Below are 20184 nucleotides of genomic sequence, written 5' to 3'. Positions count from 1 at the left end.
CCTGTCCGGGCTGCACAATCCTCGAACGCCTAACCTTTTATCTTCGGATCCAGCGCATCGCGCAGGCCGTCACCCAGCAGGTTAAACGCCAGCACCGTCAGAAAAATCGCGATTGCCGGGAACAGCGCCACGTGCGGCGCCATCACCATATCCGCCCGCGCCTCGTTCAGCATCGCCCCCCACTCCGGCGTCGGCGGCTGCGCGCCAAGCCCCAGAAATGACAGGCTGGCGGCAGAGATAATCGACACCCCGATACGCATCGTAAAGTAGACAACAATCGATGATACCGTTCCGGGCAAAATGTGGTTAAACAGAATGTTAGCGTCGCTGGCGCCAATGCTGCGCGCCGACTCTATAAAAGTCTGCTGCTTAAGCACCAGCGTATTGCCGCGCACCAGACGCGCAAATGCCGGGATCGAAAAGATCGCCACCGCGATGATGACGTTCGACATTCCGCTGCCCATCACCGCCACGACGGCAATCGCCAGAAGAATGCCAGGGAAAGCAAACAGCACATCGCAGATGCGCATAATGATGCGATCCCACCAGCCTTCGTAATACCCGGCCAGTAGCCCAAGTACGGTGCCGATAGCCGCGCCGATCAATACCGCCAGTACCCCGGCGGCCAGCGAAATCTGCGCGCCGACCAGCACCCGGCTAAAAATATCGCGCCCCAGCGAATCAACGCCGAACCAGTGCATCATCGACGGGCCATCATTGAGCCGATCGTAGTCAAAATAGTTTTCCGCATCGAACGGCGCGATCCACGGCGCCACGATCGCCACCGCAATCAGCAGCAGCACAAATATCCCCGCGCCCATCGCCACCGGCTGGCCGCGAAACCGCCGCCAGAACTCGTGCCACGGGGTACGTATCTGCCCGGGTTTAACCCCCGGCATCGCGTTGATAACCGCTTGTCTTCTCCAGTTGAGCAATCGCACCTTACTTATACCTGATAGCCGGATTAATGGCGGCATACAGTACGTCCACCACTAAATTAATAAGAATAAACTCCAGCGAAAACAGGAGCACTTCCGCCTGAATCACCGGGTAATCGCGCATCTCCACCGAGTCCACCAGCAGACGTCCGAGACCAGGCCAGTTAAAGACCTTTTCCACCACGATTGAACCGCCGAGCAAAAAGCCGAACTGTAGTCCCATCATAGTGACGACCGGGATCATCGCGTTGCGCAGGCCGTGCTTGAGCACCACCAGCGTTTCGCTGACGCCTTTCGCCCGCGCGGTGCGCATATAGTCTTCATGCAGAACATCGACGAACGAGGCGCGGGTAAAACGCGCCATCACCGCCGCCACCGCCGCGCCCAGGGTGAGCGAAGGCAGAATATAGTGCCGCCAGCTGTCGGCGCCCACCGTTGGCAGCCAGCCCAGTTCAACGGAAAAGATCTGCATCAAAAGCATACCGAGCGCAAAGGCCGGGAACGAGATGCCGGTGACCGCCAGCGCCATGCCTATACGATCCGGCCAGCGATTGCGCCACACGGCCGCCACGATCCCTGCCGCCATCCCGAAGATGACCGCCCAGCCCATACTGGCAATCGTCAGCCAGAAAGTGGGCATAAAACGGCTGGCGATTTCGCTGCTCACTGGGCGGCGGGAAGCCATCGAGGTGCCGAAGTCGCCCTGCAAAATGTTGCTGATATAGTGCCAGAACTGCACGTGCAGCGGGCGATCGAGCCCAAGCTGCTGGCGCACCATTCCCACCACCTGGGCATCGGCTTCCGGTCCGGCAATCAGCCGAGCCGGATCCCCGGGCAGCATATGCACGAACAGAAACACCAGCACCGCTACAATCAGCAGCGTGGGGATCAGCCCCAGCAGGCGTTTAATCACATAATTGAGCATGCTTCTCCTTGCGCAAATTCCCCGCAGCCTGCGCCCGGGGACCCACAACTCTCTACTTAAGATCCGCCTGTTCAAAGCTAAATCCGGTATCCGGCTGGATGTAGAAACCGGTCAGATTTTTACTGTGCGCCGAGACCAGCTTTTCTACGACCAGCGGCACCCACGGCGACTCTTTCCAGATAGTATCCTGCGCGTCTTTATACAGCCGCGTTTTTTCCTGCGCATCGGTGGTTTTCAGCGCGTCATTGAGATCTTTATCGACCTGCGGATTGCTGTAGAAAGCCGTATTAAACAGGGTCGGCGGCCAGTTTTGCGACGCAAACAGCGGCGACAGCGCCCAGTCAGCTTCCCCGGTCGACGCCGTCCAGCCGGTGTAGAACATGCGTACGCCGCTCTCTTTCTGTCCCTTACCTTCAACTTCCGCCGCGCGCTGGCCCGCATCCATCGCCGTCAGCTGCGCCTTAATGCCCACCTGCGCCAGCTGCTGCTGGGTAAACTGCAGTACTTTCTGCGCCGTGCTGTGGTTGTGCGATGACCATAGCGTTGTGGTAAAGCCATTCGGATAACCCGCCTCTTTCAGCAGCTCACGAGCTTTAGCCGGATCGTACGGCCAGGCGCTGTAGCTTTCAGCATAGGCGATAGACGGCGGCACCACGCCGGTCGCCGGTGTGGCGTAGCCGGCAAAAGCGACTTTTACCAGCGCCTGACGGTTGATAGCGTAGTTAATCGCTTCGCGCACTTTGGGATTATCGAACGGCTTCTGCGTCACGTTCATGCTGATATAGCGCTGCATAATTGACGGGCTGGCTACCAGCTCTAGCTTGCTGTTTTTCTCCAGCAGCGGCGCTTGCTCGTAGGGGATCGGGAACGCAAACTGCGCTTCGCCGGTCTGCAGCATCGCCGCGCGGGTATTATTATCCACGACCGGGCGCCAGGTGATGGAGTCCAGCTTCGGCAGCCCTGGCTGCCAGTAACCGGCGAATTTTTTCACTTTCACAAAATCGGTCTGGTTCCAGGTATCGAGCTGATAAGGCCCGGTGCCAACCGGATGGAAGCCAATCTCTTTACCATATTTCTTCAGCGCCGCCGGAGAAATCATCGCCGTCGCCGGATGGGCCAGAATATTAATGAACGCCGAGAAAGGCTGTTTGAGGGTAATTTTCACCGTGGTCGGGTCTACCGCTTCGGTGCTGGCGATATTTTTATACAGGTTATAACGCTTGAGATGGTTTTCCGGGTTGCTGGCGCGATCGAGGTTCGCCTTAACCGCTTCGGCATTAAACTCGGTACCGTCCTGGAACTTCACCCCCGGATGTAGCTTAATGGTATACACCAGGCCGTCCGGGGAAACGGTATAGCTTTCCGCCAGCACGTTCTGTAGCTTCATCTCTTTATCGAGGCCGAACAGCCCTTGATAGAAGGACTTGGCGACGGCCTGCGACAGCGTGTCGTTAGCATCATACGGGTCGAGGGTCGTAAAATTAGAACCGACCGCCACCACCACATCTTTTGCGGCCAGAGCCGGAGCGGCTGTCAGCGCCGAGGCGACGCCCAGCGCCAACAGCCATTTGCCTGATACGCGTTGAGTCATGTTGTTCTCCTGAAATGCTGCATTATTGGTGTCGTTGTTAGCGCGCCAGCACGTCGGCGGCGGACTCTCTGGCGACAAAGTGCCCCGGCCCCACCTGCTGTAACGGTGTACTGATCCCCTCTTCGCCCCGCTTGAAGATGTTACCCGGCAGCTCGTCGGAGAGCAGCACGCGCTGCGGACGGTGATGCGCAGGGTCAGCCACCGGAACGGCGGCCATCAGTTTACGGGTATAGGGGTGCTGCGGGTTTTCAAACACGGCGCGGCGCGGGCCAATCTCGACAATACGCCCGCGATACATCACCGCCACGCGGTGGCTGATGCGCTCAACCACCGCCATGTCATGGGAGATAAACAGAAATGCGATGCCCATCTCACGCTGTAGATCGAGCATCAGATTGATAATTTGCGCGCGAATCGACACGTCCAGCGCCGATACCGATTCATCGGCAATCACCACTTTCGGATTGAGCGCCAGCGCGCGGGCAATACAGATGCGCTGCCGCTGGCCGCCGGAAAACTCGTGCGGGTAGCGCCACGCATGTTCCGGCTCCAGCCCGACGCGTTCCAGTAGCCAGCTGACCCGTTCACGGGCGGCATCGCCCTCCAGCAGTCGATGCACCCGCAGCGGCTCCATAATCGAATAGCCCACCGTTTGCCGTGGGTCGAGGGAAGCGTACGGGTCCTGAAAAATAAACTGAATATCGCGGCGCAGCGCCTGAAGCTTACTGCCCGTTAGCATATCAATTCGCTGGCCGTTGAAGATAATGCTGCCGCCCTGGGTCTCTACCAGCCGCAGCAGCGCCCGGCCGGTCGTCGATTTACCGCACCCGGACTCGCCCACCAGGCTCAGGGTTTCGCCGGGCCATAAATCAAAGCTAACCTTTTCGACCGCATGCACCTCACGGGTTACGCGGTTGAGAATTCCGCTACGCAGCGGGAAGCGCGCCACCAGATCGCGAACTTTAAGGATCGGTTCTCCGGCCACAACGGTGTTCTGCCCCTCCGACGACGGGCTCTGGTTTAACAGCGGGAAGCGACGCGGCAGCGAAGTGCCGCGCATCGCGCCCAGCCGCGGCACCGCGGCCAGCAGCGCCTGGGTATACGGGTGCTTTGGCGCGCGAAAAATCTCTTCCACGCTGCCGGTTTCCACCGCTTCGCCGCGATACATCACCAGCACGCGGTCGGCGATATCGGCGACCACCCCCATATCGTGGGTAATAAAGATAACGCCCATCGCCATCTCTTTTTGCAGGACGGCAATCAGCTGTAAGATCTGCGCCTGGATAGTGACGTCCAGCGCGGTCGTCGGTTCATCGGCAATCAGCACCGCCGGACGACAGGAGAGCGCCATGGCGATCATCACCCGCTGACGCATCCCGCCGGAAAGCTGGTGCGGATAGCGTGAGAGCATGGCTTCCGCTTCCGGAATGCGCACCTGATCGAGCATTTTTTTCGCTTCGCGCAGGGCCTCATCATGCTTCAGGCCCTGATGTAAGCGGATAGATTCGGCAATCTGCTCGCCGATGGTGAAGACCGGATTGAGCGAGGTCATCGGCTCCTGGAAGATCATCGCCATATCCGCGCCGCGCACGCCGCGCATTTCAGCGTCAGACTGTTCGCTCAGCTCAATCACCTGCCGACTGCGACGGCGCAGAAGTAGCGCATCGCTGCGCACTTCGCTGACCGCCCGATCGAGCAGGCGCATCAGGGCCAGCGAAGTCACCGATTTTCCCGAGCCCGACTCGCCGACAATCGCCAGCGTTTCGCCGCGCCGCAGGGTAAACGACAGGTCGCGGACGGCGGAAAAAGCCTGCTGTTGCTGATTAAACACGACGTTCAGGCCGCGCACCTGCAGAACATCATCGGCATCGATTTCTTGACTATGCGGCAACGCCCTTTCCTCTTATTCGCGATAAATACCAATCGTGGGCGTATCGCCCGCATAACACCAGGCACGGTACATGCCTTCGCTGTTAAACGGCAGCGCCACGTTGCCTTCTCTGTCGATGGCGATCAGGCCGCCGCTACCGCCCAGCGCCGGAAGCTTCTCCATCACTACCCTTTCGCAGGCCTCCTGCAGGCTGAGCTGGCTATACTCCATCAGCGCCGAAATATCGTAGGCCGCCAGGGTCCGCATAAACACTTCCCCGGTACCGGTACAGGACACGGCGACGCTGGCGTTATTGGCGTAGCAGCCCGCTCCCGGCAGCGGGCTGTCGCCGACGCGTCCCGGTAGCTTATTGGTCATCCCGCCGGTTGAGGTCGCCGCCGCGAGGTTGCCCGTCAGATCCATGGCTACCGCGCCGACGGTCCCCATTTTGTGCCGCTCATCCAGCGGCGCGGCGTGGTGATCGAGCACGATATCGTCGCCTTCCTGCGCCTGACGCAGCTGCAGTAAACGCTCAGGGGTAGAAAACAGGCTGTTATCGACGCGCGCCATACCGCGGGAAGCGGCAAACGCTTCCGCCCCTTCGCCAATCAGCAGCACGTGCGGACTTTGCTCCAGCACCAGCCGCGCCGCCAGCACCGGATTGCGTAAATGCTTAACGCCGGCCACGGCTCCCGCCTGTAGGCTGTAACCATCCATGACGCAGGCATCGAGTTCATGGCGGCTATCGCGGGTAAACACGGAGCCAATACCGGCATTAAATAACGGGCACTCTTCCAGCAGCCGAACCGCTTCGGTTACCGTATCCAGCGCGCTGGCCCCGGCCGCCAGCATTTTTTGTCCACTATCGACAATCGCCGACAGCGCTGCCACGTACTCCCGCTCGCGCTCCGGCGTCATCTGCGCGCGGCTAATCGCCCCGGCTCCGCCGTGAATTGCTATAACCGCCTTCCCCATCGCGCCATTCCTTAACGATAAAGTGTATAAATATCATTATCGTGCTGACTGTCCTATACAATTTTTGAATATAGAAAGAGCGGAGGGTGATGTAAAGCTTGTACCCAGGTGGGTTATAGCCCGTCTCTCGTTTCTGCCATATACCCGTCATACTTCAAGTTGCATGTGCGTTGGCTTCGTTACTCGGCTCATCCATGAGCCTCGCCCTGACGGGCCGCCGTTACACGGCGTTCAAATCTGTTCCGTACAGATTTGTCGCTCACCCCAGTCACTTACTGAAGTAAGCTCCCGGGGATGTAATGAGGGACATCCTTGTCCCTCACCAGAGGCAGCCTTCAGCTGTTCAAATTCGTTCCCGACGAATTTGTCCCTACGTCGCCGCCTGCCTGCAACGCGAATTATTTAAGGTATAATAGGCGTTTTCGATGTTTGCCCGCAGGAGAAAGCCATGGATTTTACCGCCGGACTGATGCCGCTCGACACAGCCCTGACCCAGATGCTCAATCGTATTACGCCGCTGAATGCGACGGAAACCGTACCGCTGTTGCAGGCCTTTTCGCGCGTGACCGCCCATGATCTCGTTTCACCGCTCAACGTGCCTGGTTTTGATAACTCGGCAATGGACGGCTATGCGGTACGCCTGGCGGATCTCACCGACGGCGTAGCGCTGCCGGTCACCGGCAAGGCCTTCGCCGGTCAACCTTTCAACGGTGACTGGCCGGCGGGCACCTGTATCCGCATTATGACCGGCGCACCGGTGCCGGAAGGCTGCGACGCGGTGGTGATGCAGGAGCAGACGGAACAAACCGATGGGGGCATCCGCTTCCTCGCGCCGGTGAAAAGCGGACAGAATATCCGTCGTCTCGGCGAAGATATCGCCCACGGTGCGGTCGTTTTCCCTGCTGGCACCCGCCTGACCGTTGCCGAGCTGCCGGTTCTGGCCTCGCTGGGGATTGCCGACGTCGAGGTGATACGCAAAGTGCGCGTGGCGGTTTTCTCTACCGGCGATGAACTCCAGCTGCCGGGCCAGCCCCTCGCCGACGGGCAAATTTACGATACTAATCGCCTGGCGGTACACCTGATGCTGCAGGAGCTGGGCTGCGAGGTCATTAACCTCGGCATTATTCCCGACGATCCGGCTAAGCTGCGGGAAGTCTTTATCGAGGCCGATCGACAGGCAGACGTGGTGATTAGCTCCGGCGGCGTCTCCGTCGGCGAAGCAGACTACACCAAAGCGATTCTCGAAGAACTGGGTGAAATCGGCTTCTGGAAGCTGGCGATTAAACCGGGTAAACCTTTCGCTTTCGGCAAGCTCAACCACAGCTGGTTTTGCGGTCTGCCGGGCAACCCGGTTTCCGCAACGCTAACCTTTTACCAGCTGGTCCAGCCGCTGCTGGCGAAGCTCTCCGGCAACGGTGGGCAGGCTCAGCCGATGCGTCTGCGCGTGCGCGCCGCAACCCATCTGAAAAAATCGCCCGGAAGACTCGATTTTCAACGCGGCGTGCTGCAGCGCGGTCCGGACGGCGAGCTGGTGGTTAGCAGCACCGGTCACCAGGGCTCGCATATCTTCAGCTCATTCAGCCTCGGCAACTGTTTTATCGTGCTGGAGCGCGAGCGCGGCAACGTGGAAGCGGGCGAATGGGTGGACGTTGAGCCCTTTAATCATCTGTTCGGAGGGCTGTAATGAGCGTGGAGCTGAGCGATGCGGAGATGCTGCGCTATAACCGGCAGATTATTCTGCGCGATTTCGATTTTGACGGTCAGGAGCAGCTGAAAGCCTCCCGCGTGCTGGTTGTCGGCCTCGGCGGGCTGGGCTGCGCCGCCGCGCAGTATCTGGCGGCGGCAGGCGTCGGCCTGCTTACCCTGCTCGATTTCGACACCGTTTCGCTCTCCAACCTTCAGCGCCAGACTCTGCACAGTGACGCCACCATCGGCCAGCCGAAGGTCGACTCCGCCCGCGCCGCGCTGGCGCGGATTAATCCCCACGTTCAGCTCACGGCGCTCAACGCGCGGCTGGAAGACGAGGCGCTGGCGGCGCAAATCGCCGCCCACGATCTGGTGCTCGACTGTACCGACAACGTCGCGATCCGTAACCAGCTCAACGCCGGATGTTTTCGTCATAAAACACCGCTGGTCTCCGGCGCGGCAATTCGCATGGAAGGGCAAATCAGCGTTTTTACCTGGCAGGAAGATGAACCCTGCTACCGCTGCCTGAGCCGTCTGTTTGGCGAAAACGCCCTCACCTGCGTAGAAGCCGGGGTGATGGCGCCGCTGGTCGGCACCATTGGTTCACTACAGGCGATGGAAGCGATAAAGCTGCTGACCCGCTACGGCAGCCCGGCGACGGGAAAAATCGTCATGTACGACGCCATGCGCTGCCAGTTCCGCGAAATGAAATTGATGCGTAACCCTCAGTGTGAGGTGTGTGGCACGCCTTAGCCCTTTTCCGGCGACTGCCGTCGCCGGATGATTTGTGACCCGCAGCGGCTTTTTAGCCTCCATTTTCCTCCCTCCTTCTGCTTGTTGATTTATATCAATATAACTTTCATTCGAAAGTAATTTAATCTTCATATGCAAACAAGAGGGTGAATCATGATCTTCAACATTCAGCGTTACTCAACCCATGACGGCCCGGGGATCCGCACTGTCGTATTCCTCAAAGGCTGTTCGCTGGGCTGCCGCTGGTGCCAGAACCCGGAAAGCCGCGCCCGCACGGCGGATTTGCTGTATGACGCCCGCCTTTGCCTGGACGGCTGCGACCTCTGCCAGCAGGCTGCGCCGGAAGTGATTACCCGTAAGCTGGACGGTCTGATTATCCATCGCGAAAAGCTCACCGATGCGCATATCGGCAAATTGCGCGACTGCTGCCCGACGACGGCGTTAACGGTGTGCGGCGAAGAGAAAAGCGTCGAAGAGATTATGGCCACGGTGCTGCGCGACAAACCGTTTTACGACCGCAGCGGCGGCGGCATCACGCTTTCCGGCGGCGAGCCGTTTATGAATCCCGAGCTGGCCCGACAGCTGTTTGAGGCCAGCCACCGCGCGGGGATCCACACCGCGGTCGAAACCTGCCTGCACGTGCCGTGGAAATACGTCGAACCCGCTTTGCCGTTTATCGATCTGTTTCTCGCCGATCTCAAGCACGTCAACGAAGCGATTTTCCAGCAGTGGACGGACGGCAGCGCCCGTCGGGTACTGGATAATCTGCAGCGCGTCGCGCAGGCCGGAAAGAAAATCATCATTCGCGTACCGCTGATCCAGGGCTTTAACGCCAACGAAAGCGATATCGCCGCCATTACCGATTTTGCCGCTGACCGTTTAAAGGTTGGCGAGATCCACTTTCTGCCTTACCACACGTTAGGCATGAATAAATACCAATTACTCAGTCAGCCCTATACCGCTCCGGATAAACCGCTTGCTGCACCCGAGCTGCTCGCCTTCGCGCAGCACTATGCTCAGAGCAAAGGTTTAACGGCGACTCTACGAGGATAACCTTATGACAACGTTGAAACTGGATACTCTGAGCCCGCGCATACAGGCGCATAAAATGGCGCTGGTGCATATCGTCAAGCCGCCGGTCTGTACCGAACGCGCCCTGCACTATACCCAAGCCTATCAGCAGCATCTGGATAAGCCGATCCCGGTACGCCGCGCGCTGGCGCTGGCCCACCACCTGGCGGAACGCACAATCTGGATCAAGCACGATGAACTGATCGTCGGCAACCAGGCCAGCGAAGTTCGCGCGGCGCCAATCTTCCCGGAATACACCGTTAGCTGGATCGAAAAAGAGATCGACGACCTCGCCGATCGCCCCGGCGCCGGTTTTGCCGTTAGCGAAGAAAACAAACGCGTGCTGCACGAAGTGTGTCCGTGGTGGCGCGGTCAAACGGTACAGGACCGCTGCTACGGCATGTTCACCGATGAGCAAAAAGCGCTGCTGGCCACCGGCATTATCAAAGCGGAAGGCAATATGACCTCCGGCGATGCTCACCTTGCAGTCAACTATCCGCTGCTGCTGGAAAAAGGCCTCGACGGCATGCGCGCGAAAGTCGCCGAGCGCCGTTCGCGCATTAACCTGACCGTACTGGAAGATCTGCACGGCGAGCAGTTCCTGAAAGCCATTGATATCGTGCTGGAAGCGGTGAGCGAACACTGTAAGCGCTATGCCGGGCTGGCGCGCAGCATGGCCGCGACGGAGAGCCGTGAATCCCGCCGCGACGAGCTGCTGGCGATTGCCGAAAACTGCGACATCATCGCCCATGAGCCGCCGAAAACTTTCTGGCAGGCGCTGCAGCTGTGCTATTTCATCCAGCTGATTCTGCAGATCGAGTCCAACGGTCACTCGGTCTCTTTCGGCCGTATGGACCAGTATCTCTACCCTTACTACCGCCGCGACGTTGAGCTGGCACACTCTCTGGATCGCGAACACGCCATTGAGCTACTGCACTGCTGCTGGCTTAAACTGCTGGAGGTGAACAAAATTCGCTCCGGCTCGCACTCTAAGGCTTCCGCCGGGAGCCCGTTGTATCAGAACGTCACCATCGGCGGCCAGAATCTGGTGGACGGTAAAGCGCAGGATGCGGTGAACCCGCTCTCCTACGCCATCCTGGAATCCTGCGGTCGGCTGCGTTCGACTCAGCCTAACCTCAGCGTGCGCTATCACGCGGGCATGAGCAACGACTTCCTCGACGCCTGCGTGCAGGTGATCCGCTGCGGCTTCGGCATGCCGGCGTTCAACAACGATGAAATCGTCATCCCGGAATTTATCAAGCTGGGGATCGAGCCGCAGGATGCCTACGACTATGCCGCTATCGGCTGCATTGAAACCGCCGTCGGCGGTAAATGGGGCTATCGCTGCACCGGGATGAGCTTTATCAACTTCGCCCGCGTCATGCTGGCAACCCTGGAAGGCGGCCGCGACGCCACCAGCGGCCAGGTTTTCCTGCCGCAGGAACATGCGCTGTCAAAAGGCAACTTCGACAACTTTGAACAGGTCCTGGCCGACTGGGATACGCAGATCCGCTACTACACGCGCAAATCTATCGAGATTGAGTACGTGGTCGATACCATGCTGGAAGAGAACGTGCACGATATCCTCTGCTCGGCGCTGGTCGATGACTGCATTGAGCGTGCGAAGAGCATCAAGCAGGGCGGCGCGAAATATGACTGGGTATCCGGTCTGCAGGTCGGTATCGCTAACCTCGGCAACAGCCTGGCGGCGGTGAAGAAACTGGTGTTCGACCAGGGCGTCATTGGTCAACAAGAGCTGGCCAAAGCGCTGGCTGAAGACTTCGAAGGCCTGACCCACGAGCAGCTGCGCCAGCGCTTAATCAACGGCGCGCCGAAATACGGTAACGATGAAGATAGCGTCGATATTCTGCTGGCTCGCGCCTACCAGACCTATATTGATGAGCTGAAGCTGTATCATAACCCGCGCTATGGCCGCGGCCCGATCGGCGGTAACTACTACGCCGGCACCTCGTCCATCTCCGCCAACGTGCCGTTTGGCGCTCAAACGATGGCGACGCCGGATGGCCGTAAAGCGCACTCGCCGCTGGCGGAAGGGGCAAGTCCGGCTTCCGGTACCGACCACCTGGGGCCGACCGCGGTGATCAGCTCGGTAGGTAAACTGCCAACCGGCTCAATTCTTGGCGGCGTACTGCTTAACCAGAAGCTGAACCCGGCTACGCTGGAGAATGAGTCGGATAAGCAGAAACTGATGGTGCTGCTGCGCACCTTCTTCGAGGTGCACAAAGGCTGGCATATTCAGTACAACATCGTGTCGCGCGAAACGCTGCTGGAAGCGAAGAAACATCCTGACCAGTATCGTGATTTAGTGGTCCGCGTGGCCGGATACTCGGCGTTCTTTACCGCCCTGTCGCCGGATGCTCAGGACGATATTATCGCCCGTACCGAGCATACGCTGTAAGCCACATCCCCCGGCTTGCGCTGCGCTTAGCCGGGCTACAGGTTCGAAGCCGTTTGCGGGCCGGTAGTCCGGGTAAGGCGTTTACGCCGCAATCCGGGGTTTTATGTTGCACAAGGGTGAACACAAACTTTCATTCGAAATAAATTTGTGCTCCCCATCACATTGTAATTAGAATGTTACTGGTCGAAGTTAAGCCAGGAGCATGTGTTATGACCGTTAAAGTTATCGTCACCGATATGGACGGAACTTTTCTCAATGACGCCAAGCAGTACGATCGCTCGCGTTTTCTTGCGCAGTTCGCGCAACTCCAGCAGCAGGGTATTGAGTTTGTGGTCGCCAGCGGCAACCAGTACTATCAGCTGATCTCTTTTTTCCCGGAAATCCGCGACCAAATCTCCTTTGTTGCCGAGAACGGCGCGCTGGTTTTCGAACACGGTCAACAGCTGTTCCACGGTGAACTTACCCGCCATGAATCCCAGGTGGTGATTGGCGAACTGCTCAAAGACCCGCAGCTCAACTTTGTCGCCTGCGGCCTCGAGAGCGCTTACGTCAGCGATCGCGCGCCCGACGCCTTTGTCGCGCTGATGTCAAAGCACTACCATCGTCTGCAGCGTATTGGCAGCTACCATGACATCGACGATAAGCTGTTTAAGTTTTCCCTTAACCTGCCGGATAGCGAAATTCCGCAGCTTATCGACAAACTGCACGTCTCGCTGGACGGCATTATGAAGCCGGTCACCAGCGGTTTTGGCTTCGTCGATTTGATCATCCCCGGCCTGCATAAAGCCAACGGTATCAGCCGCTTGCTTAAGCGCTGGAACATTTCGCCGCAGGCGTGCGTAGCCATCGGCGACAGCGCGAACGACACGGAAATGCTGAAGCTGGTGAGATACTCTTTCGCGATGGCCAATGCCGCCGAAAGCATTAAGGCGGTATCGCGTTATGCTACCGATGACAACAACCACGACGGCGCGCTGAAGGTGATTCAGGCCGTCCTCGACCACGCCACCCCGTTCGACAAGTAACGCCTCTCCGGGGCTTACCGCCCCGATTTTCCATTTTGTGCATCTCCGCATAATTTTAAACTTGCATTAACTTAATTTTAACTTAAATTATCGTATGTAAGATTTAATACTTTCGAATGAAAGATGAGAGGTCATTATGGCTATTACCTGTACCTGTGAAACTTTACCTGCCGACCCAAAAGCGGCCATCCGCCAGATCAAGCAAGAGCTGCGGGCGCAAATTGGCGACGTGCAGGCGGTGTTCGATCGTCTGACGGCGCGAATCGCTGCGCGTGTGGAAGAGATTGATGCCCTTAAAACCAGCGGACAGGACGTCTGGCCGACGATCCCGTTCGCCGATATTGCCCGGGATCGGGTCACGCAAGCCCAGCGCGAGCTCATCAAGCGTCGCGGCTGCGTGGTGATCAAGGGCCATTTTCCCCGCGAACAGGCGCTGGGATGGGATAACTCGATGCTCGCGTATCTGGACCGCAACCATTTCGATGAGGTCTACAAAGGCCCCGGCGATACTTTTTTCGGTTCACTGGAAGCGTCGCGCCCGGAAATCTATCCGATTTACTGGTCCCAGGCGCAGATGCAGGCGCGCCAGAGCGATGAAATGGCCGCCGCGCAGTCATTTCTTAACCGCTTGTGGACGTTTAACCACGACGGCAAGCAGTGGTTTAACCCGGATATCAGCGTTATTTACCCGGACCGTATTCGCCGCCGCCCGCCGGGAACCACCTCGAAAGGTCTGGGCGCGCATACCGATTCCGGCGCCCTGGAACGTTGGCTGCTACCGGCCTATCAGAAAGTGTTTGCCGACGTGTTTAACGGCAATGTTGATGCTTACGACCCGTGGGACGCGGCGCACCGTACTGACGTCGAAGAGTACACGGTCGACAATACCACCAAATGCTCGGTATTCCGTACCTTCCAGGGCTGGACCGCGCTCTCCGATATGATCCCCGATCAGGGCCTGCTGCACGTCGTGCCGATCCCGGAAGCTATGGCTTACGTACTGCTGCGTCCGCTGCTCGACGATGTGCCGGAGGATGAACTGTGCGGCGTCGCGCCGGGCAAGGTATTGCCGATTTCGGAAAAATGGCACCCGCTGCTGATCAAAGCCTTAAGTTCTATTCCGGCGCTCAATGCGGGCGATTCGGTATGGTGGCACTGCGACGTCATCCACTCAGTCGCGCCGGTGGAAAATCAGCAAGGCTGGGGCAACGTCATGTATATTCCCGCCGCGCCGATGTGTGAGAAAAACCTCGCCTACGCGCAGAAGGTTAAAGCCGCGCTGGCGCGCGGCGCTTCGCCGGGAGATTTCCCGCGTGAAGATTATGAAACCGACTGGGAAGGCCGCTTCACGCTGGAGGATTTAAATGTCCACGGCAAGCGGGCGCTGGGGATGGCGGATTAATCGTCGTATAACCCCTTAGGCTCAACGGCGGTGCGGCGGTTACCGGCACGTATCCGCCGCACCGAATCACGTACCGCCAGCGTACCATGCAATAATAGTGAGCCGTGCGGCGCATCGGGACGAATCAGCCTCTGCTGCAACAAATGTACTGCTTCAACGCCTAATTCATCGCGCGGGACGTGGACAGCGGTTAACGGCACATCCTGAATCGCCGCCAGGTTAAAGCCGTCGATACTCATGATAGAAATATCCTGCGGCACGCGTAATCCGCGCTTCTGCAGAGCAGCGATCGTCCCTGCCGCCATAAAATCACCGCCTACCAGAAACGCCGTTGGCAGCGGGCCATCACCGCGCTGATCCAGCCACTCGCCCACTTTTGTCTCAGTATCCCGGGCGCTGAAATTGGCGACGTCGATTAAATCCATGCTATCGACGAAGCGCAGATTCCGCGCACGCCACGCCTGCTTAATCCCCAGTAAACGCAGTTCCATGGTATAGCGGCGCAGGCACATCACGTTCATGATCGCCTGGTGCCCCATCTCAAACAGATAGCGGGCGGCGAATTGACCGATCAGTCGATGATCCGGCGCGACGGAAGGGAGGCGCATTCCGGCGTCGTGGCAGTTAATCATCACGCAGGGTTTGGCCAGGTCCGCCGCCAGATCGTGAATATGCGGATCGTCGATTCCCAGTAAGATGGCGGCCTGGGTCGATGTTTCATGCATACGCTGCAAAAACAAATTGGCATCGCTGTCATTCTCCTCCAGCGCGCAGTAGCGCAGATGCACCTCATGGGGCACCAGCGCCGAATTGATGCTCTGAATAACGCGATAGTAGTAAATATCTGTACGCTCATCGAACGCCCGCTGAGGGGCAAAGACCACCAGATTATTGAGCAGCATTCTCCCGGCGGCGATACCGTCCATGACGCCCAGCTCGCGAGCGCACTCCAGAACCCTCTGGCGGGCTCTGGCGCTGGTATTCGCTTTCCCTGCCAGCACTCGCGATACCGTACTGACAGAGAGCCCCGTGCGGCCCGCTATTTCGCTCACTTTTAGCTTTTTATCCATTTTGTGATCGCGCTCTAATTTGCTGATGAAAAAATTTTCATATTCAGAATATGAATATTTTTAAGGGAATTGCCCGCTTCTTACTGCGATCGCGATCGGCTCATGAAAAAATTTGCAGAATTGCCGCTAGGGTTCACCTCTTTTCTCCCTTAGCCTGAATTGGTCCACCACAAATCAAATAAGTCAACCAATCGTGGCGGAACAACAGCATTATCGAACAACGAAACAGAAAATTTTAGCGACCACTCAGGAATCAGGCTGGTCAATTTTCCCTACTACATGTCTCGTGGAGAGTTCTATGAGCCAAGGTCTCAATAATGATATGGCGGTGAGTAAATCAGGCCGCATAGTAAAAAATCTGCGCTGGTGGATACTGGTGCTGTTTTTGCTGGGCGTGACCGTGAACTACATTACGCGCAACTCGCTGGGGATTATCGCCCCGGAATTAAAAACCTCATTGGGGATTACCACCGAACAGTATTCATGGATAGTCGGCGCATTTCAGCTGGCCTATACCATTTTCCAGCCGCTCTGCGGCTGGCTCATCGACGTAATCGGCCTCAAGCTCGGCTTTATGATTTGCGCCACGCTGTGGGCCGTCGCCTGCATTGCCCATGCCGGTGCGGGAAGCTGGCTGCACCTGGCGATCCTGCGCTTTTTTATGGGCGGCGCTGAGGCTGCGGCGACGCCAGCCAACGCCAAAACGCTGGGTGAGTGGTTTCCAAAATCCGAGCGGCCGATAGCGGCTGGCTGGGCTGGCGTCGGTTTCTCGGTCGGCGCCATGTTGGCGCCGCCGATTATCTACTTTGCGCACGCCTCGTTCGGCTGGCAGGGCGCATTCATGTTCACCGGCGCGCTGGCGCTCTTGTGGGTCGTGCTGTGGTGGGCGTTTTATCATAATCCGGAGAAGCACCCTAACCTCGGGAAAGCTGAGCTGGCTCTGATCCAGCAGGATAATGAAGCACCACCGGTCAAACTGCCCTTCTTTACCGCGCTGAAAACCGTATCAAAAAACAAGCGCTTCTACGGTATCGCCATTCCGGCCTTTATGGCGGAACCCGCCTGGGCGGTGCTGAGCTTCTGGGTACCGCTCTATCTGGCAAAAGAGCACGGAATGGATTTAAAGCAAATCGCTATGTTCGCCTGGCTACCGTTTCTGGCGGCCGACCTCGGCAGCGTCGCCAGCGGCTATCTGACCAAACTGTATACCCGCTGGTTCGGCTGTTCACGGGTGAACTCGGTGGTCGCCAGCTCCGTGACCGGCGCCTTCCTGATGATTTCGCTCGCCACCGTGGCGATCACCCGCGATCCCTATATCACCATCGTACTGATTTCAATAGGCGGCTTCGGTCACCAGATTATCTCCTGCATGCTCAGCGCGCTGGTGGTGGAGTCGTTCGATAAAGGACAGATGGCGACCGTGAACGGCATGCGCGGATCCGCCGCGTGGATCGCCAGCTTTCTGTTCTCACTGTTAATTGGGGTCACCGCCGACAAAATCGGCTTCAACCCGCTGTTTATCGCCATGGGGTTCTTTGACCTGATTGGCGCGGTATTCCTGGTGGCATTTATTGCTGAACGTCGCGCAAAACGCGCCTGAGAGTGGATGTAAAAAATGAAGACTTTGAAAAACTGGACTTTACGCCAACGGCTGGAGCACCACGTTGAGCTGACCGTCGACGGCCAACACACCCTGTGTCTGTACGTTCTGGAAGAGAATATGTTCCGCGTGCTGCTGAAACGGCACGGTCAGCTGGCGGTGGATCGCACCTGGAGTATCGCTCCCGGACAGGATGTGCCGTGGGAAGGCCGTCCGCGCGAAGAGCTAAGCGGCTTTAGCCTCCCCGCCTGGCAGCTCACGGAACAGGAAGGCACCCTCTGTATCGCCACCGAACAGCTGCGCGTTATCGTCCACCAGCCGCTGTGGCTGGAATGGAGCTATCGCGATGAAGCCGGCGAGTGGCAGCCGCTGGCGAACGACCGCCCGACCAGCGCCTATCTGGCGAATGCGCACGGCGACGGCGTTGCTCACTACCTGAGCCGACGTAAAGATGAGCGCTTCTACGGTCTGGGTGAGAAGGCGGGCGATCTGCAGCGTACCGGCAAACGCTATGAGATGCGTAACCTCGACGCGATGGGGTATAACGCGGTGAGCACCGACCCGCTGTATAAACATATTCCATTTACCATCGCGCAGCGTAGCGATGTCAGCTACGGCCTGTTTTACGATAACCTGAGCAGCTGCTGGCTGGATCTCGGTAACGAAATCGATAATTACCATACCGCCTATCGCCGCTGGCAGGCGGAAGCTGGCGACATCGATTACTATCTGTTCACCGGCAAGCGCGTACTGGATATCACTAAAGCCTTCGTTCGCCTGACCGGTAAAACGCTGTTTGGGCCAAAATGGAGCCTCGGCTATAGCGGTTCGACGATGCATTACACCGACGCGCCGGATGCGCAAAACCAGCTGATGAACTTTATCCGTCTGTGCGATGAACACGCCATTCCGTGCGATTCGTTTCAGCTCTCATCCGGCTATACCTCGATTAATGGCAAACGCTATGTCTTTAACTGGAACTACGATAAAGTGCCGCAGCCGCAGGTGATGAGCCAGGCCTTCCACGATGCCGGGCTGAAGCTCGCCGCCAATATTAAGCCCTGCCTGCTGCAGGACCATCCGCGCTATAACGAAGTGGCGGAACGCGGGCTATTTATTCGTGATTCACAGGCCGATGCCCCCGAGCGCTCCAGCTTCTGGGACGACGAAGGGTCGCACCTCGACTTTACCAACCCGCAGACCGTCGCCTGGTGGCAGGAAGGCGTGACAACCCAGCTGCTGGAGATGGGTATCGACGCCACGTGGAACGATAATAACGAGTATGAAGTGTGGGACGGCGAAGCCCGCTGTTATGGGTTTGGCCAGGAGATTGCCATTAAACATATTCGCCCGGTCATGCCGCTGCTGATGATGCGCGCGTCGCTGGAGGCTCAGCAGCGCTTTGCACCGCACAAACGTCCGTATCTTATCTCTCGTTCCGGCTGCGCCGGGATGCAGCGCTATGTTCAGACCTGGAGCGGTGATAACCGTACTAACTGGGACACGCTGCGCTACAACACCCGGATGGGGCTGGGAATGAGCCTCTCCGGACTGTTCAACGTCGGCCACGATGTTGGCGGCTTCTCTGGCGATAAACCGGACCCGGAACTGTTCGTTCGCTGGGTGCAAAACGGCGTTATGCATCCGCGCTTTACCATTCACTCATGGAATGACGACCAGACGGTTAATGAAGCGTGGATGTATCCGGAAATCACGCCGGCCATCCGTGCGGCCATTGAGCTGCGCTATCGTCTGCTGCCGTACCTCTATACCCTGCTCTGGCAGGCTCACGCCGACGATGAACCGATGCTGCGCCCGACCTTCCTCGATCACGAGCACGATCCGCAGACGTTTGCCGAATGCGACGACTTCCTGTTGGGTCGCGATCTGCTGGTCGCCAGCGTCGTCGAGCCCGGTGAGCGTCAGCGCCGCGTCTGGCTGCCGGCTAATCAGGACGGCTGGTACGACTTTGATAGCCACCAGTGGTTCGCCGGCGGGCAGTGGATCGTCCTTGATGCGCCGCTGGAAAAGCTGCCGCTGCTGGTTCGTGCCGGAGCAGGCCTGCCGCTCAGCGAACGCATCCGTCACGTCGATGCGCAAAAAGACGATCGTCGTGAGCTGAAACTGTTCCCGCTGAAAGGCGTGGGAACCCGCCGCGGCCTGCTGTTTGAGGATGATGGCGAAAGCTGGGGTTACCAGAATGGCCATGCGCTGTGGGTAGAGTGGGAAATGGTTTGCGATAGCGCCAGCATCAATCTGAAGGTCAACGCGCGCGGCGATTATCGACCGGCGTGGAAAGCGTTGAAGGTGTCGTTACCGGCAGGGGAAACCCGCAGGCTGCTGGTGAATGGTGAAGAAAAGAGCGAGTGGCGGGTGTAGTGCGGATAAGGCGCAGCAGCGCCTCCGGGGCATTCAACCACTCTGTTCTCTGCAAGGGGCATTCTGCGCGCTGCTCCCGGGGGCGGCGCTCAAAGCGCCTTGCCCGGGCTACAGGTTCATCGCCGATTGCAGTGCGGTAGCCCGGACAGATGCGCAGCATCGACTCCGGGAATTCAGCTGCTCTGTTCTCTGCAAGGGGTATTCTGCGCGCTGCTCCCGGGGGCGGCGCTTAACGCGCCTTGCCCGGGCTACAGGTTCATCGCCGTCTGCAGTGTGGTAGCCCGGACAGATGCGCAGCATCGCCTCCGGGAATTCAGCCGCTCTGTTCTCTACAAGGGGTATTCTGCACGCTGCTCCCGGGGGCGGCGCTTAACGCGCCTTGCCCGGGCTACAGGTTCATCGCCGTCTGCAGTGTGGTAGCCCGGACAGATGCGCAGCATCGCCTCCGGGAATTCAGCCGCTCTGTTCTCTACAAGGGGT

At 58.4% G+C, this 20184-nt stretch carries 14 protein-coding genes; 8 read left to right on the top strand and 6 right to left on the bottom strand.

The window, feature by feature from the left end:
- Nucleotides 1-29 precede the first annotated feature (29 nt).
- From gsiD to iaaA, 5 genes are read right to left on the bottom strand one after another with little or no spacing between them, the layout of a single operon-like run.
- Entirely contained in the window at nt 30-941 is a 912-nt protein-coding gene (gsiD, locus tag ABLV75_RS10315; protein ID WP_017146287.1) for a glutathione ABC transporter permease GsiD, read from the bottom strand.
- A gap of 1 nt (nt 942) precedes the next feature.
- Complete coding sequence (gene gsiC / locus ABLV75_RS10310; RefSeq protein WP_004100533.1) at nt 943-1863, bottom strand: glutathione ABC transporter permease GsiC; 921 nt, start codon at nt 1861-1863, stop codon at nt 943-945.
- 52 nt (nt 1864-1915) lie between these two features.
- Nucleotides 1916-3454, bottom strand: a complete 1539-nt coding sequence (gene gsiB / locus ABLV75_RS10305) for a glutathione ABC transporter substrate-binding protein GsiB (protein ID WP_004100531.1) — start codon at nt 3452-3454, stop codon at nt 1916-1918.
- A gap of 37 nt (nt 3455-3491) precedes the next feature.
- The gene (gene gsiA / locus ABLV75_RS10300; RefSeq protein ID WP_004100530.1) at nt 3492-5345 is read right to left on the bottom strand and encodes a glutathione ABC transporter ATP-binding protein GsiA; all 1854 of its coding nucleotides are present in this window, start codon (nt 5343-5345) and stop codon (nt 3492-3494) included.
- A gap of 12 nt (nt 5346-5357) precedes the next feature.
- On the bottom strand, nt 5358-6299 hold the full coding sequence (gene iaaA / locus ABLV75_RS10295; protein ID WP_004100529.1) for a beta-aspartyl-peptidase: 942 nt from the start codon (nt 6297-6299) through the stop codon (nt 5358-5360).
- Between the two features lie 448 nt (nt 6300-6747).
- Between iaaA and moeA the strand changes: the two genes are divergently transcribed.
- From moeA to ABLV75_RS10265, 6 genes are all read left to right on the top strand, one after another.
- Nucleotides 6748-7983 (top strand): molybdopterin molybdotransferase MoeA, encoded by a 1236-nt coding sequence (gene moeA / locus ABLV75_RS10290; protein WP_004100527.1) that lies wholly within the window; start codon nt 6748-6750, stop codon nt 7981-7983.
- Complete coding sequence (moeB, locus tag ABLV75_RS10285; protein ID WP_004100525.1) at nt 7983-8738, top strand: molybdopterin-synthase adenylyltransferase MoeB; 756 nt, start codon at nt 7983-7985, stop codon at nt 8736-8738. The genes moeA and moeB overlap by 1 nt, the downstream gene beginning before the upstream one ends.
- A 153-nt stretch (nt 8739-8891) precedes the next feature.
- A complete protein-coding gene (locus ABLV75_RS10280; protein ID WP_004100522.1) occupies nt 8892-9791 on the top strand; it encodes a glycyl-radical enzyme activating protein in 900 nt (299 codons plus the stop codon).
- A gap of 4 nt (nt 9792-9795) precedes the next feature.
- Complete coding sequence (locus ABLV75_RS10275; RefSeq protein WP_004100520.1) at nt 9796-12228, top strand: formate C-acetyltransferase/glycerol dehydratase family glycyl radical enzyme; 2433 nt, start codon at nt 9796-9798, stop codon at nt 12226-12228.
- 209 nt (nt 12229-12437) lie between these two features.
- On the top strand, nt 12438-13253 hold the full coding sequence (locus tag ABLV75_RS10270; protein WP_004100518.1) for a Cof-type HAD-IIB family hydrolase: 816 nt from the start codon (nt 12438-12440) through the stop codon (nt 13251-13253).
- A 136-nt stretch (nt 13254-13389) separates the two neighbouring features.
- The gene (locus ABLV75_RS10265) at nt 13390-14655 is read left to right on the top strand and encodes a DUF1479 domain-containing protein (RefSeq protein ID WP_004100516.1); all 1266 of its coding nucleotides are present in this window, start codon (nt 13390-13392) and stop codon (nt 14653-14655) included.
- On the opposite strand, the gene ABLV75_RS10260 is transcribed toward ABLV75_RS10265, so the two are convergent.
- Entirely contained in the window at nt 14652-15725 is a 1074-nt protein-coding gene (locus ABLV75_RS10260) for a LacI family DNA-binding transcriptional regulator (protein ID WP_004100514.1), read from the bottom strand. The genes ABLV75_RS10265 and ABLV75_RS10260 overlap by 4 nt on opposite strands.
- A gap of 298 nt (nt 15726-16023) precedes the next feature.
- Here ABLV75_RS10260 and ABLV75_RS10255 point away from each other — a divergent pair, with 298 nt between their 5' ends.
- A complete protein-coding gene (locus ABLV75_RS10255; protein ID WP_004100512.1) occupies nt 16024-17325 on the top strand; it encodes an MFS transporter in 1302 nt (433 codons plus the stop codon).
- A gap of 15 nt (nt 17326-17340) precedes the next feature.
- Nucleotides 17341-19704 (top strand): glycoside hydrolase family 31 protein, encoded by a 2364-nt coding sequence (locus ABLV75_RS10250; RefSeq protein ID WP_004100510.1) that lies wholly within the window; start codon nt 17341-17343, stop codon nt 19702-19704.
- The last annotated feature ends 480 nt before the right edge of the window (nt 19705-20184 follow it).

The organism is Klebsiella sp. CN_Kp066, assembly GCF_040065135.1.
GTDB classification, from domain to species: domain Bacteria; phylum Pseudomonadota; class Gammaproteobacteria; order Enterobacterales; family Enterobacteriaceae; genus Klebsiella; species Klebsiella oxytoca.
The sequence above is the reverse complement of the archived record's forward strand: the minus strand, read 5'-3'. Positions and strand labels throughout refer to the sequence as shown.

What these genes read in the sequence shown, in the direction of transcription:
- ABLV75_RS10255 (WP_004100512.1), top strand. Translation starts at nt 16,024, where the DNA reads ATGAGCCAAGGTCTCAATAATGATATGGCGGTGAGTAAATCAGGCCGC.
- iaaA (WP_004100529.1), bottom strand. Translation starts at nt 6,299, where the DNA reads ATGGGGAAGGCGGTTATAGCAATTCACGGCGGAGCCGGGGCGATTAGC.
- ABLV75_RS10280 (WP_004100522.1), top strand. Translation starts at nt 8,892, where the DNA reads ATGATCTTCAACATTCAGCGTTACTCAACCCATGACGGCCCGGGGATC.
- ABLV75_RS10265 (WP_004100516.1), top strand. Translation starts at nt 13,390, where the DNA reads ATGGCTATTACCTGTACCTGTGAAACTTTACCTGCCGACCCAAAAGCG.
- ABLV75_RS10270 (WP_004100518.1), top strand. Translation starts at nt 12,438, where the DNA reads ATGACCGTTAAAGTTATCGTCACCGATATGGACGGAACTTTTCTCAAT.
- gsiC (WP_004100533.1), bottom strand. Translation starts at nt 1,863, where the DNA reads ATGCTCAATTATGTGATTAAACGCCTGCTGGGGCTGATCCCCACGCTG.
- moeA (WP_004100527.1), top strand. Translation starts at nt 6,748, where the DNA reads ATGGATTTTACCGCCGGACTGATGCCGCTCGACACAGCCCTGACCCAG.
- moeB (WP_004100525.1), top strand. Translation starts at nt 7,983, where the DNA reads ATGAGCGTGGAGCTGAGCGATGCGGAGATGCTGCGCTATAACCGGCAG.
- gsiB (WP_004100531.1), bottom strand. Translation starts at nt 3,454, where the DNA reads ATGACTCAACGCGTATCAGGCAAATGGCTGTTGGCGCTGGGCGTCGCC.
- ABLV75_RS10250 (WP_004100510.1), top strand. Translation starts at nt 17,341, where the DNA reads ATGAAGACTTTGAAAAACTGGACTTTACGCCAACGGCTGGAGCACCAC.
- ABLV75_RS10260 (WP_004100514.1), bottom strand. Translation starts at nt 15,725, where the DNA reads ATGGATAAAAAGCTAAAAGTGAGCGAAATAGCGGGCCGCACGGGGCTC.
- ABLV75_RS10275 (WP_004100520.1), top strand. Translation starts at nt 9,796, where the DNA reads ATGACAACGTTGAAACTGGATACTCTGAGCCCGCGCATACAGGCGCAT.